General features: G+C 38.5%; 15 protein-coding genes. 2 read left to right on the top strand and 13 right to left on the bottom strand.

The annotated features are described in order from the left end of the window. The first annotated feature begins 140 nt into the window (after nt 1–140). Nucleotides 141–1,283: a CAP domain-containing protein gene (locus ACIQCO_RS20980; RefSeq protein WP_400432110.1), complete on the top strand. Its 1,143-nt coding sequence runs from the start codon at nt 141–143 to the stop codon at nt 1,281–1,283. A gap of 50 nt (nt 1,284–1,333) precedes the next feature. Here ACIQCO_RS20980 and ACIQCO_RS20975 read toward each other — a convergent pair whose 3' ends face one another. From ACIQCO_RS20975 to ACIQCO_RS20915, 13 genes are all read right to left on the bottom strand, one after another. Continuing rightward, nucleotides 1,334–1,657, bottom strand: a complete 324-nt coding sequence (locus tag ACIQCO_RS20975; protein ID WP_400432107.1) for a BC1872 family protein — start codon at nt 1,655–1,657, stop codon at nt 1,334–1,336. 269 nt (nt 1,658–1,926) lie between these two features. Further along, a complete protein-coding gene (locus ACIQCO_RS20970; protein ID WP_400432104.1) occupies nt 1,927–2,487 on the bottom strand; it encodes a methyltransferase domain-containing protein in 561 nt (186 codons plus the stop codon). Nucleotides 2,488–2,525: 38 nt separating this feature from the next. Next, on the bottom strand, nt 2,526–2,753 hold the full coding sequence (locus ACIQCO_RS20965) for a hypothetical protein (protein WP_400432101.1): 228 nt from the start codon (nt 2,751–2,753) through the stop codon (nt 2,526–2,528). Nucleotides 2,754–2,917: 164 nt separating this feature from the next. Beyond that, nucleotides 2,918–4,165 carry an aminopeptidase P family protein gene (locus ACIQCO_RS20960; RefSeq protein ID WP_400432098.1) on the bottom strand — a complete coding sequence of 416 codons (1,248 nt, stop codon included), beginning with the start codon at nt 4,163–4,165 and terminating at the stop codon, nt 2,918–2,920. A gap of 266 nt (nt 4,166–4,431) precedes the next feature. Then, the gene (locus ACIQCO_RS20955; protein ID WP_400432095.1) at nt 4,432–5,658 is read right to left on the bottom strand and encodes an RNA-guided endonuclease TnpB family protein; all 1,227 of its coding nucleotides are present in this window, start codon (nt 5,656–5,658) and stop codon (nt 4,432–4,434) included. A 250-nt stretch (nt 5,659–5,908) separates the two neighbouring features. Continuing rightward, entirely contained in the window at nt 5,909–7,072 is a 1,164-nt protein-coding gene (locus ACIQCO_RS20950; RefSeq protein WP_400432092.1) for an iron-containing alcohol dehydrogenase, read from the bottom strand. An 85-nt stretch (nt 7,073–7,157) separates the two neighbouring features. After that, nucleotides 7,158–7,889, bottom strand: a complete 732-nt coding sequence (locus ACIQCO_RS20945; RefSeq protein ID WP_400432089.1) for a gamma-glutamyl-gamma-aminobutyrate hydrolase family protein — start codon at nt 7,887–7,889, stop codon at nt 7,158–7,160. A 37-nt stretch (nt 7,890–7,926) separates the two neighbouring features. Continuing rightward, the gene (locus ACIQCO_RS20940) at nt 7,927–8,952 is read right to left on the bottom strand and encodes a threonine aldolase family protein (RefSeq protein ID WP_400432086.1); all 1,026 of its coding nucleotides are present in this window, start codon (nt 8,950–8,952) and stop codon (nt 7,927–7,929) included. Nucleotides 8,953–9,136: 184 nt separating this feature from the next. Continuing rightward, a complete protein-coding gene (locus ACIQCO_RS20935) occupies nt 9,137–9,316 on the bottom strand; it encodes a DUF2187 family protein (RefSeq protein ID WP_400432083.1) in 180 nt (59 codons plus the stop codon). Between the two features lie 57 nt (nt 9,317–9,373). Continuing rightward, the gene (locus ACIQCO_RS20930) at nt 9,374–9,709 is read right to left on the bottom strand and encodes a thioredoxin family protein (protein WP_400432080.1); all 336 of its coding nucleotides are present in this window, start codon (nt 9,707–9,709) and stop codon (nt 9,374–9,376) included. A gap of 83 nt (nt 9,710–9,792) precedes the next feature. Next, a complete protein-coding gene (gene opuFB, locus ACIQCO_RS20925; protein ID WP_400432077.1) occupies nt 9,793–11,310 on the bottom strand; it encodes an osmoprotectant update ABC transporter permease/substrate-binding subunit OpuFB in 1,518 nt (505 codons plus the stop codon). After that, a complete protein-coding gene (locus tag ACIQCO_RS20920; protein WP_400432074.1) occupies nt 11,303–12,271 on the bottom strand; it encodes an ABC transporter ATP-binding protein in 969 nt (322 codons plus the stop codon). Before ACIQCO_RS20920 ends, opuFB begins: the two co-directional genes overlap by 8 nt. A 193-nt stretch (nt 12,272–12,464) precedes the next feature. After that, complete coding sequence (locus tag ACIQCO_RS20915) at nt 12,465–13,817, bottom strand: S8 family peptidase (RefSeq protein WP_400432071.1); 1,353 nt, start codon at nt 13,815–13,817, stop codon at nt 12,465–12,467. 359 nt (nt 13,818–14,176) lie between these two features. Here ACIQCO_RS20915 and ACIQCO_RS20910 point away from each other — a divergent pair, with 359 nt between their 5' ends. Beyond that, on the top strand, nt 14,177–14,422 hold the full coding sequence (locus ACIQCO_RS20910; RefSeq protein ID WP_400432068.1) for a hypothetical protein: 246 nt from the start codon (nt 14,177–14,179) through the stop codon (nt 14,420–14,422). The last annotated feature ends 5 nt before the right edge of the window (nt 14,423–14,427 follow it).

Genomic DNA, 14,427 nt, shown 5'->3' with positions numbered 1-14,427 from the left:
TTCCCCTTCATCATATAATAAACCAATTTTCTTCGCGAAAAAAATGACTCCATCGGCTCATTTTATATTCATCATAAGCAAATTGCTTATACATTTTAACTAGATTGGTTACAATTCTAATAGAAATGGAGGAAACGGTTATGATGCGTTTTTTTTCAATCCTAGCATTATTATTTATACTATATGTTTCTGGACCTTTTATTAAACAAAAGTTAGAAAACTCCGATTATGGAACGACAATTGATCAAGTTGAATCTAAAATAAATGATGTCAAAGATAACCCGGAAATAGTGGCTGCCTTCAGTACTTTATCTGACAAAGTTCAACAATTATGGGGACAGCTTGATCTTCAGTTAAAAGATTTACCGCAACCACAACAAAAGGAAAAACCGGAAGATAGAGAAAAATTAGCGTTAAAAACACCAGTCGGGCAAGTTTTTTCTGTTCATAATGTTGAACTTGGTGAGACTAAAGAAAATATAGAACATAATTTAGGACAGGCAAACCGGGCATCCCTAAACGAATATGGGGCTAAATGGTATGCCTACCACGACAACTACCGGGATTTTTTCATGGTAATGTATGATGAAAAAAATAAAGCAGCAGGCCTTTACACAAACCAGGATTTAATTGCGTCTGCCAATGGGATCAAGTTAGGAAGCTCGAAAGAAAGCGTTCGAGCAACATTAGGGGAACCTCTTACCAAAATTCAAAAAGGGTTGATAATCTATCAACTACAGGAAAATAGCGACAATGATGTGTTCTTGCTTGATGGTGTTTATGTAACTTTTTTTTACGATAAACACGAGAACAATACGGTTACAGCGATGCAATTAATCAATAAAGATACGGAACAAAAGAAACGTGAACTTTACACCGAGTCAAGTCCGGTTTTGAAAGAAGGATTTGAATACCAGTTATTTGATTTAACGAATGCTTCACGCGTTGAACACGGGCTCCCAATCCTGACATGGGATAACCATGTCAAAGAAACAGCCCGAAAACATAGCACGGATATGGCAGTCAATCAGTATTTTGATCATACAAACCGTAAAGGACAATCACCATTTGATCGCATGAAAGAGGATCATATTATCTTTCATTTGGCTGGGGAAAACCTGGCTTATGGACAATTTAGCAGCATCTTTGCCCATGAAGGTTTAATGAACTCACTTGGCCACCGAGAAAATATATTGCGGGATGGATATAAATATTTAGGAGTAGGCGTTGCCTTTAATGATCAATCACAGCCTTACTATACCGAAAACTTTTATGCGAAATAAAAACAGTGCCAGGAACCATCCGAAAGCAGGATAGTTCCTGGCACTATTTTTTAACATAATTTCTGCCATATTCTTGTGTGATCAGGAATTGAACTTAGTTCGACGATGGAGTAGGCGGCATTCGTAATCGCTTGTGCCAACGTCTCCCCTGTTGAACAAATGTCATTAAAGCAAACCTTGGAAAACCCTTTAATTGAATACGTAAATCCTAATTGTTCCAATCGTTCAACAATCAGCATTGCATGGTCGAGGTTTTGCTCTGGCTGAAATTCAGACTCATGAATGAAAACCCCCTTTTCATAATCATACCAACGATCCCATCTATTTAACTTCCAACCAAGTATTCTACGTGCAATCGAGTCGATTTTTAGCATGCTCTTTTCTCCTTTACTTTTTTTATAGCACTTTTTGTTATACAACAGTTTTATTATATTACGACAATTGTATAACAGAGTGATATTAATTTCCATTATTTTTTTGAAAATTTTTTATAAAAACTTTGAACTATAGAAAAGAGCCCAATCCAGAAAAAGATTGGGCTCTTTTAAATCGTCAATGCTATTTTTATAAATTTGGAATGAAAATTAATCACTGCAACGTTTGTCAAGCTGCTTGAATGGGGGAATCCCTCTTTTTGGTAATTCTAACATTTCTGACAAAATATAGTTTGCCGCCCCTCCTGTTCATTTTCCTCATAAAAAAGAATTTTCCAATCTCCAAATTCGGCCAGCAGCTCCCCTGGTTCTAGTTTATATTGATTGGATACTCCTAGATTTTCGTGCTTTGGTGACATATAAAAGGTTTCCATGAAGAAATATCCATCCTCTTTAATAATGGACTTAACTAATGGAAATAGTGACCGGTCCAGGTAATTCGTGATGACAACCAAATTAAAAGAATTCTTTTGTAAATTAAGGGTGGTTATTTCCGTGAGATCAGAAAGCTGAGGGTAAATTGCAAGCTTTTGCTTTGCTGCTATATCCTGAAGATAGTTGACAGCCACGTCAGATATATCGATTGCCTGTACTTGAAAGTTTAAACGTGCCAAAAACAGGCTGTTTCCACCAAGACCACAAGCAAGATCAAGTGCTGGTCCTCCCTTCAAATAAGAAGCAAGGTTCTCTAATCTGGCATTCGGTTTTGGTTCTTCCAGATGACTTATACGTTCTTTGTGTTTGTTATTCCATTTATTTCTCGAATTCATTTTGGAACTCCTTTAAATGCACAATAGGAATACAATGATTAGATTTTCTTTTTAACATCTTCTCGTATCAATTCAATTAAATCAGCTGATAAATTTGCCGGAATAGAGGTGCCGTCCTCGAATACCCAGGTATTGATGATTTCGAGGTCTGCTTTTTTAAAAGTAATACTATAGTTTTTATGACTGTGAGTAAATTCCGCTGTTACATATTCCTCGACTGCAAAATCATCATCTACAATCATATTTGTTATTTCATATGGCTCCATGATAATGCCTCCTTTTGATCAATTTTCATTATGTATAGCGTTAACCGAAAAAGTTTGGTTATTCACTATTATGATTTGACCTAGACCTTGCCCAAAAGCAGAAGGACCAAAATGATCAGAGTGCGGAATTACTAAATTCCGCACCCTACCTCTACCATCCATTTTTATTGTTGGTTCATAAATGCTTCAATTTCCTCAACAGAACGGATAATATCTTTGGAAAGTACTTCGTGGCCGTCTTCGGTGACTAACACATCATCTTCAATTCGGATTCCGATTCCTTCTTCCTCAATATATAAACCTGGCTCAACCGTTAACACCATGCCAGGTTGTAAGATTAAATCCTTATAGTTGCCGACATCGTGTGTATCTAGACCAAGAAAGTGGCTGACACCATGATAGTAATAATTTCCGATTTCACTTTCTTCCTTAATCAATCCAACTTTCATGCACTCTTCGGCTAAAACCTTCTTTGTATGCTCATTCAGTTTTGCAAATGGGACACCCGGTTTTATCAGTTCTGTCGTTTCACTTAGTGCTTTTAAAACGATGTTGTAGAACGTTTTTTGTTTTTCAGTAAATGTCCCATTTGCAGGAAAGGTATAGCTTATATCCGCATTGTAATAGTGGTATTGGGCACCTAAATCAAGCAGGACAAGACTCTCTTCCTCAATTGTCGCATCATTTTTGTCATAATGAAGAATCGTTCCATTTTTACCGCTAGCGACAATTGTTGGGAAAGCATAGTGTTTTACACCTTCTGACTTAAGTGTAAAATCAAAATAAGCCTCAAGTTGATATTCTTTCGTTGCTGCTTTTGCATGGCTCATAAGGTTTTTTATACCTTTATAGGTAATTTCAATTGCCTTCCTGATCTTTTCGATTTCTTCAGGTTTCTTATATACACGCAGTTCACAAATTTCCGGATAAACATTTTTCATTTGCAGGTATGGATAATTTGCCTGGATTTTACTTGCAAATTGTTGTGCTTTCGTCGTGATCTGATCCAGTTCTCTTCTCTCCAAGTCTAAATAGACATTCGAAAGCGAGTTTGTAAAAAGAATTCGTGACAACAAAGATTCAAATTGTTCAATATATTGGATATGCCCGATTCCTGAAACTTCCGCAGCCTCTTCTTTTGAAACAGATTTACCGACCCATTTTTCCAAAACTGGATCTGATTTTTCGATAAAAAGATATTCTTCTACTTTATTATTTGTTTTAAGGGCTAACAATATAAGATTTGGTTCATCAATTCCTGTTATGTAATAAAAATTTCGATTTGGCACAAATCCGTAAGCTTCATCTGCCGATTTTTGCGGGGCCTTTCCGGCAAACAAAACGAGTATTGAACTGTCTTCAAGCTTCTCATATAAACGATTACGATTATTTACGTAAAAATCCTTACGCATTTCATTCCCTCACTTCTAAATATTTTTAAGTTACTAGTATAACTATACTATACTTTGAACCTCCCACGACTAAAGTCGCAGGATTCTAATGTCCTTTCGGACACTAAAACCCTTTTAAAGACTACCAAGCGAGTGGGATTCCTGCTTCATTGAGAACTGCACTCCACTGTGAAGCGTCTTACACTCTCTCCATTGTCCAAAAGCTCGACAAACAGTATCTTCGATACTGACAGGCACACCCCGCAGTTCCTGCGGTAAAGATGAAACTATGTGACTAATAAAGGTGTTCGTAAAATGCGAATTCCTTCTTCTTGAATGTTCTTCGCTGCATTAATGTCACGGTCATGTGTGGTTCCACATTTTGGACAAACCCATTCTCTGTCAGAAAGAGATAAAAGGGTATTTTTCTCTTTACAACCATTGCATTGCTTGGAAGAAGCAAAGAAACGGTCAAGGAGAATGACCTTTTTGTTTGTCCAAGCAGCTTTATAAGAGACAAACGTTTTGAACTTGGACCAGCTTACATCGGCAATACTTCTTGCCAACCTTTTGTTTTTAATCATTCCTTTTACATTCAAATCTTCCAAAACTATGACTTGGTTTTCATTCACTAGTTTACGAGATTCTTGATGTAAAAAGTCCTTTCTCATGTTTGCAATATGTAGATGTAATTTGCTTATTTTTTGTTGTAATTTTTTATAATTGGAACTGCCAATCTTCTTATTTTTCAACTGTCGTTGTAACTTGGCTAATTTCTTTAGTTCAGTTTTTAAAAACTTTGGATTGTCTACTTTTTTGCCATTGGAATCGATGTAAAAATGGTTTAATCCTAAATCTAAACCAATGATCTTATCTTCCGAAACAGTAGAAAAATCTACTGTTTCATGTAAATCGATTACTTCTTCCATTTTTAATGAAACCGTATACTGTCCACTACTATGATATTTAATTGTGGCTGTTTTAATTTTTCCTTTCAACCTATATTGAAACATCTGATGATGTTTCTTAGAAAGACGAACTTTGACTTGACCCAATTTAGGTAATTGAATCGTTTGTTTTTCGATATTTAATTTGATGTTTCTATTCGTTTCTTTCGTTGTGTAACATTGTTCCGATTTATGCTTCGATTTAAATTTAGGAAATCCATTTTGACCCTTGAAAAAGCGTTGGAATGCATCTTCTACTGCTTCCATCGCAGTTTCCAAGGCAAATTTATCCACCTTTTTTAACCATGAAAACATGGAATGTTCTTTCAAAACATTAAATGATTTTTTAAATTCTCCCACATTTAAGGTTTCATGAGTTAATTGATAAACTTCTTTTCGTTCGCCGAGATAGAAGTTAAACGTAAAACGTGAACATCCAACGGTTTGATGAATTTGTTCTTTTTGTTTTTCATTTGGTTTCATTCGGAGTTTGAATCCATAATGACGTAGAACTTTTCCTTCTTTCGCTAGTTCTTCATTCTTTTGTTTGGTTGATTCTCTAGCCATTTTTGGTTCACCTCCGAAATCTATTTGATAAGAATATTTTACCAGAAAACCGAACGTTTGTCCTGTAATTCACCTTTAAATTCAAAAAAATTTGCCCTAACTCACGACTGAAGTCACGAGTGTGCGGGCACTAATCATCAATCAACAAAATATTATAAATTTTTCGTAAGATGAATCTTCATGTTGTTTTCGGCGGTTCTCCATCAAAAAGCCTCGCAACATTTTATTTGTACACGAGGCTTTTTGTACTTTATTTTGCTAATTGATAAATTTGATAGACATCGGCCTCAGATAACTTGATAAAGTTGCCTAACGGGCCGTTTTCTGTTGCCTTTTTAGCCATTTCTTCTAAGTGTTCTTCACCAATCTCAGCCTCTTTAAGAGTAATTGGCATGCCAATGGACGTAAAGAATTGTTCTGTTTTCTTAATGCCAGCCAAGGCGGTTTTTTCCAAATTGTTCATATCAATTTCGATATTCCATACTCTGTTAGCAAATTGCACAAAACGATTGACGTCATGTTTATAAACGTACTTCATCCACGCTGGAAAAATAATGGCTAGACCAGCGCCATGTGCAATATCATAAATACCGCTTATTTCATGCTCGATATCGTGGCTGCCCCAATCACCAATTCTTCCAGTCCCTAACAAATCATTATGAGCAATTGTCCCAGACCACATAATCTCAGCTCTTGCATCATAATTGGTTGGCTCGTCTAAAACCGTATGGGCATTATGGATGATCGCTCTTAAAGCAGCTTCACATAAACGGTCAGTTAGATCCACATTCTTTTCATTTGTAAAGTATCTTTCTAAAATATGTGACATCATATCGGTAATCCCACATGCAGTTTGATAGGCAGGCAATGTGTATGAAAGTTCCGGATTTAGGATGGCGAACTGAGGCCTCATTGTATTATGTCCTGAAGATTTCTTATACCAGCCATCCTCGTTCGTAATAACAGTACCTGAACTCGATTCACTGCCAGCAGCAGGGATCGTTAGCACAACTCCAATTGGCAAACACTCTGTAACTGCAGCTTTCCCGGTAAAGAAGTCCCATACATCCCCGTCATACTTTGTTCCGGCTGCAATCGCCTTGGCAGAATCAATCACACTCCCGCCGCCTATGGCGAGAATAAAGTTGATATCATGCTCCTTACAAAGGGCAACACCTTCTCGAACTAGGCTTACTCGAGGATTGGGCTGAACTCCGCCTAACTCAATTATTTCAATTCCCTGGTCCTGCAATGACTTCACAACCGTGTCATATAAGCCATTTTGTTTAATGCGGCCACCGCCGTAATGCAGAAGAAGCTTTTTTCCGTAAACAACGGCTTCTTGCCCGACTAATTTCTCTTTTTCCTTGCCAAATATAATCTTCGTACTGTTTTGAAAAATAAAATCCTGCATACTATCACTCCCAATCATATCTTAAACCATTTTGCCGAAAAAAAATAAATAAACGCTTTCTTTTGAAGCCCGGACACAAATAATTTTACGAATCAGAAACCTTTGAGCTGCTTTTAATAAATTCTGCAAACAAATTATTCATGACCTGGCTGGTACTTGCCATGGATTCAGGATGCCACTGAACTCCAATCATAAATGTGGCCGGATTGATATACTCTACAGCTTCAATGATTCCATCGGATGACTTTGCGACGATTCGTAAATCGGATGCTACAGTATCGATTGCTTGATGATGAAGACTATTAACTCGTATTCGTTCAGAACCTATAATTTTAAATAGCTTGCTATCTTTGGCGATGCTTACCCAATGGGAATCCCTGTATCTATCTATTTTCTGTGTGTGCTGGATGGAGACTTTGACTTGACTCGGGATGTCCTGTATTAATGTTCCACCTAGGGCTACATTCAAAATTTGAATACCTCTGCAAATCGCAAGCAGAGGAATATTGTTCTTTATAGCGTATTCCACAATGGCTAACTCTACCAAATCCCTCTCTAAAATGACTTGACCTAAATGGGGATGTGGATCCTGCTTGAAAAATTCCGGATCGACGTCCTCTCCCCCACTGAGGATAATTCCATCGCACATTGGCAGTGTTTCCAAAGACATGTCCGGGTTAATAAAAGGAAGGATAATGGGTATACCGCCATTTGCGGCAACACTTCGATGATAATCATGGTGCACATATACCCCTTCGCTATTTTTGTTATAATTAATATATGCACCGCTTATGCCAATAATTGGTTTCCTATTCATCTTGCTTCCCCCTAAGAAATCAATAATATGATCAATATCATATTACCTTTTTCAAATCCTCAATAAAAGCAGCTACCTTGTCCTCTTTTGTTGCCCAGGAGGTTACAAGGCGAATCGCCGAGTGGTCGGCATCAACTTGTTCCCAAACATGAAAGGAATATTTCCCTTGAAGTTCGGTAATCAGTCCATTCGGCAGAATTGGAAATATTTGGTTTGACGGAGACTCGGTCAGAAATGGAATTTTTGCTTTTCTTAATTCAGTCCTAAGCTTTTCTGCCATCTTGTTGGCATGCGCAGCCAAGTCAAAGAATAGATTGTCTCGGAAAAGTTCAAGAAATTGAATCCCCAACAGTCTCCCTTTTGCAAGCAATGCACCCTTTTGCTTTAAATGATAGCGAAAATCTTCTTGAAGAGAATCACGACAAATCACTAAAGCTTCCCCTATGAGTGCTCCATTTTTGGTTCCGCCAATATAAAACGCATCCACAAGGCTCGCGATATCGCTCAAGATAAGGTCATTTTCTGCCGAACAAAGGGCTGACCCTAGTCTTGCACCATCCATATACAAAATTAGCTGGTTTTCGTCGCAGAAATTCCTTAATTGCACCAGTTCGTTTTTCTTATAAATCGAACCTATTTCTGTGGAATTCGATATGTAAACAAGCTTCGGCTTCACCATGTGTTCATCTGAATGTGCCTCAAGTACAGCTCGCAAATGGGCAGGAGTCAGTTTCCCATCTTCTGTTTCAATTGAAAGGATCTTATGTCCTGTTGCTTCGATTGCCCCCGTTTCATGCCCCAGAATATGACCGGTACTGGCAGCCATCGCCGCTTCATGAGGTCTTAAGAAAGCTGAAATAGCGGTAAGATTCGTTTGTGTCCCGCCTGATAAAAGGTGAATATCTACATCAGCGCGTCCGATTCTTTCCTTTAATAGTTCAACTGCTTTTCGGGTAAATCGGTCTTCCCCGTAGCCCTCCTCCTGCTCGAAGTTGGATTCCACTAAAGCATTCAGTATTCTAGGATGTGCGCCTTCGCTATAATCGTTCTTAAAGCTGTACATTTGATAGCCCCCGTCTTATTTTTTTACATTGTACCACCATTTCATTAAAACATATCCATTAACAACTCGGCGAATTTTAGTGCTGAAAAGAAAGACACCATCCAATTTTATGGATAGTGCCTGACACTGGGGAACCTTTTAAGTTGAACAATTATGTAATAGAGATACCATCAATTGTTCAAAGTTATTTTTTGGTTATTTTGTAATTTTTATGGTTAACAATCGTTGTAAGTGGTTCATCTTTCGCTTTTGAATAACCGTATTGGACTATAACGGAATTTTCCCTAATGCCAGAAACGACACCTTCGAGCGTTTTTCCATCACGATTAAACGAAATCACATCGCCGATTTTTGCCGTGGACATCCCATCACCTCGCCATTATAATCTCCAAAAATTCTGAAGAAATACTTTTAAATGTAATTAAAAATTGTTTAAGAATTCTCTGACTTGGTCTTGTGTTTTAGCGTTAGCACTATGTAAATGAGCTAATTTTTCTCCATTTTTAAATACTAATAATGAGGGAATCCCCATTACATTTTGTTCCTCAGAAATTTCCGGAAACTCATCACGGTCAACTTTTATCCACTGTTTGTCTTGATTCTCTTCGATAACTTCATCGATGAACATCGCTAACCGTTTACAGTCCGGACACCATGTGGTGGTAAAGATGCCCACTGTTAGTTCATCCTTTGTAATTTGCTCACGATATTCTTGTTCTGTTTTGACTTGTTTCATTTTCTCTCGCTCCTGCTTCATTGAAGTGTTTTTACTCTCTGTCTTAGATTAAAATCATTTAACGTAGAAAGCAAGGAATTAACCTTTTATTTGAATAAGTATAGTTATTTAATTAATCCCTCTTCTTGTAAAAATTGCTTCGCAACATCTTTGGCGCTTTTACCGTTGACATTTACTTGATAATTCATCTCGCGCATTTGATCGTCCGTTATTTTTCCAGCGAGCTTATTTAAAGCTGATTTAATTTCCGGATATTTAGCAACTGTTTCCTTCATTAATAGTGGTGCACCTTGATACGGAGGAAAAAGATGCTTATCATCCTCTAAAACAAAAAGGTTATATTGCCTTAATTCACTATCTGTTGAATAGGCATCCACAAGCTCAATATCCCCGGATTTAATCGCATTGTAACGGAGTTTCGGCTCCATCGTAATGACGTTTGCAAATGTGATACCATAGAGGTTTTGAATCCCGCGATACCCATCCTCACGATCGGCAAACTCCAAAGTAAAACCGGCCTTGATGTTGCCGCTCATTTTCTGCAAATCAGACATCGTCGTTAAAGCTTCCCTATCAGCCAACGTCTGTGGAACCGCCAATGCATACGTGTTGTTGTAACTCATTGGTTCCAACAATTCCATATTATACTTTTTTAACATACCAGTCCGTGCTTGGTCATACACCTGTCTTCTGTCCGTACTTACAGCCGTTTCTTTTAAAAATTCCGAAATGGCCGTTCCGGTAAATTCAGGGTACACATCAATACTTCCAGACTTTAAAGCATTGAAAACAAACGAAGTTTTGCCTAGGCCAGGTTTAAGTTCAACAGTTAAATTTGTATTTTCCTCGATTAGCAGTTTATACATATTAATCAAAATTTCCGGCTCTGAACCCAGTTTTCCGCCAATGACAATTTTTTTCTGGTCAGGGTTTGCAATAGATGGAATTGCGATGATTAAGATTACTGCTGCTCCAACAACACCAAAAGTAATCAAGGACTTTTTGAAAGATATTCGTTCAAATTGCCGCAAGCAAATGTCAATCAAAATGGCGAGGGCAGCTGCTGGGATGGCACCAAGAATAATAAGGGCTGAATTGTTTCTGTCAATCCCAAGAAGGATAATGTCTCCTAATCCTCCAGCGCCAATCAGTGCCGCCAATGTTGCTGTCCCGACAATTAACACCATAGCCGTTCGTATTCCCGCCATTATCACCGGTGTTGCGAGGGGGAGTTCTACTTTTACTAGTCTTTGTCGTCTGTTCATCCCCATCGCTCTTGCTGCTTCGATAAGCGAGGAATCTACCTCTTTGATACCGGTATATGTATTTCTAAGAATGGGAAGCAGTGCATAGATCACTAAGGCAATGATGGCGGGCACTTTTCCGATGCCAAACAAAGGAATTAGTAGACCTAATAGGGCTAATGATGGGATTGTTTGCAGAATGGCGGTAATGCCAATCATCCCTTCGGCAACCTTTTGCTTTTTTGTCAAATAAATCCCGAGGGGAATCGCAATAAGGATGGCAAAAAATAAGGCAATCAGGGAAAGTTCAATATGCTCGAGCAAGGCACTCCACAATTGCGATTGCCGTTCTTTGAAAACATCTGCAAATTTATCCATTGCCGTGACCTACTTCCTGCAAACCTTCCGCCATATATTGTAAAGCTGTTTGCCTTGTGATTATACCGATTATTTGACCTTCTTTTTCTACTGACAATTGTTCATACTCAGTTAACAACATAAGTGCCTCTCTTAATGACGCCGTTACTGGAATTATTACAGTGGAAGGTGCCACGCTATGGCTGGTCATGAGCTGCTCGATGATGTCTTCTAAGCGGATATTCTCCTGGACAGCAGCTGAGTGCGTCCCGACGAAATCTCGTACAAAATCATTGACCGGGTTCTCGATAATTTCTTTAGGTGTCCCAACCTGAATGATTTCTCCATCCTTCATAAGGCAAATTCGGTCCCCAAGCTTAATCGCTTCCTGCATATCATGGGTAACGAAAACAATCGTTTTATTAATTTTTCGCTGCAGTTCAAGGATGTCATCCTGTAATTTTTCCCTGCTAATCGGGTCAAGGGCACTGAATGGTTCGTCCATTAACAAAATTCCAGGATCCGAGGCAAGTGCACGGATCACACCTATTCGCTGCTGCTCGCCGCCAGAAAGTTCTTTCGGTTTCCGGCCCCGATATGTTTCCGGCGACAGTCCCACCATTTCCAGCAATTCATCGGTTCGCTGCCGGATCTTCTCATTGTTCCATTTTTTTAATTCTGGGACTACCGCAATATTTTCCGCAATCGTCATATGGGGAAATAGCGCAATTTGCTGGAGGACATAGCCCATGTTCCAGCGAAGCTCGTGGATGTTATAGTCACTTATTTTTTTATCATCTACAAAAATAGTACCGTCAGTTAATTCAATTAGTCGGTTCATCATTTTGAGCAGCGTGGTTTTTCCGCAGCCGCTAGGACCAATAATCACAAAAAACTCCCCATCATTAATTTTCAGATCAAGGGACTTAATCGCAGCGTTGCCGTCTTGGTATCGCTTTGTTACGTTTTCAAAGCTGATCATTCTCTCACTCCTCGTATTGACTTGTTAGGCTGGAATCATCGCCATCCAGGGGAAATTTACTCTTTCTACTAAGATAACAGGGAATTGGGTCGTGGGCAAAAGAAAACGCATTTGAATAGTAAATTTCAATCCTTCTGCAGAGGAAAAAAAACAAAGCTACCGGAATACTGCCGATAGCTTTGTTTATTACTATTTATTTCAATGCACTAACCGCATTAATTAATCCCTGGCCTGATTTTTCATCGTATCCTGGTTTGAATACATCTTCAGCCGATTTCAAAATGATGTGTTTTACTTGAGCTGGGTTCAGTTTATCCTTCCCGTGCTGGGCAATAATGACGCCTGCAAGTGCTGCGACTTTTGGAGATGCCATGGAAGTTCCTGCTTTATAACCCCAACCGCCAGGTATTGTCGCCAAACATAAGTATGAATTATCTCTACCTACACCAGTTTGTGGATTATAGTTTGGTCCTAAATCTCCACCCGGAGCCATTACATCAATTTTTCCAACTCCATAGTTTGAGTAGTATGCAAGATTCTTCAATTGTCCGCCAGCGGAAACCCTAATCATGTTTTGATTGCTTGGGCTTCTGTGTGTAGCACCTTTATTATCACCTGAAAGTTTTCCTGGGCTGCTTATATCAACACCGTTATTTCCCGCAGATCCAACCACCGTAACGCCTTTTTTGATGGCATAATTAATAGCGCGATTGAACATTTGTACATCTGCTACAACATCTTTAGTTGCATACTCTGGATCTTGGAACCAATCATAGCCGCCTAATGACATATTGACTACATCGACATTATCATCAGCAGCAGTCATTAAAGCTTCAGCAATATCAGCGGTTGATGCCGATCCGCTTGGGCCAAAAACACGGTAAGAAGCTACTTTAAGGTCCGGTCCTACTCCCAGTGTTCTTCCCTTAGCGGCAATTGAACCTGCCACATGTGTTCCATGACCATTCTCATCTTTAGGGTCAGGAAACCCTGGAACAAATGATTTTCCATATGCATAATTTGCTTTTAAATCTGGGTGGGTATAGTCAATGCCTGTATCAATAACCGCAACGACAATATCTTCCCCCGAAACTGGCTTTCCAGTCCCCCCAGGAAGGGTCCATGATTCCCCATTATTGGTTACTTGTTTAATATCCCATTGATTCTGTTCATATAGATCTGGCTTAACAGATGTGGCTTCCTCATAGGAGAACGTTGCTTCAACAGATGGTGCCTCAGCATAAATTTTGTTCTCTGCTCCAGCTTCGGACACGATTGAAGATTTATTAACTTCCTTTAGAAAATTGGGATTACTGGAGGAAACCTCAACAGCACCTAGTTTTTCCAGCCTATTTTGAACCTGGCCGCCAGCTTTTTTTAGTAAATCCTCATAACCTGATGGCAGCTTAGCTTCATCTTTAAAAACCACTATGTATTTCTTTTCAACTGATTGTGCATGTCCTACACCTGCACCACTAGCAAAAACCGTAGATGCACATAACGATAAGCTAAGTGCACTTGCAAAAATTCCTTTTTTAATTGACATAAAGAAACCTCCTTTTTATTTTCTAATTTTCATTATATTGCAAATCATCAATTCGACAATCTTCTTTTTTCGACAGCGAAAAACTGCATAACCTACTTAAGGATTGTATAAAATGTATTTTTTTCCATTAATCTTCGGAGATTTAGGACAAAGGAAATATACTTTAGGAGGGTTCGCTTGCAGATTTTGTCGAAAGTATCAATCTAATTTCTTAGCTTATTCCCCCATGTTTGTAGGTACATAAAAATGAGGATAAGCATCCTCAAACATTTATATACTCTCTTTCTGATAATTCGTAAAAATTAATTTTGACAATTTTGTGAACAAAGTGAATAATATATAGAAAGGGGATGAGAAATGTGGTATCAAATACAAAAATCTTGAATAGTGTGAAGGTTTCTGGAAGTGTTTTACTAGCAATTGGAATGTTAACTTTTTTCTATAGTTTATTTGCAAACGGTTCCAGTAGTTTAATTGGTATTTCCATCGGGATTATTATGGGCGCCGTTTTCATCTTTCTAATGGGCGTGTTTTTCGTTGCAACAGAAGAAATGCTGAAAACATCAGATAAAGGCATTCATTTAGAACCAACTAAAAAAAATTAGGAGCG

The sequence above is a fragment of the Neobacillus sp. NPDC093127 genome (genome assembly GCF_044754175.1).
Classification (GTDB): Bacteria; Bacillota; Bacilli; order Bacillales; family Cytobacillaceae; genus Neobacillus.
Note: the sequence above shows the minus strand (reverse complement) of the source record. Positions and strands in the feature narration are given on the sequence as shown.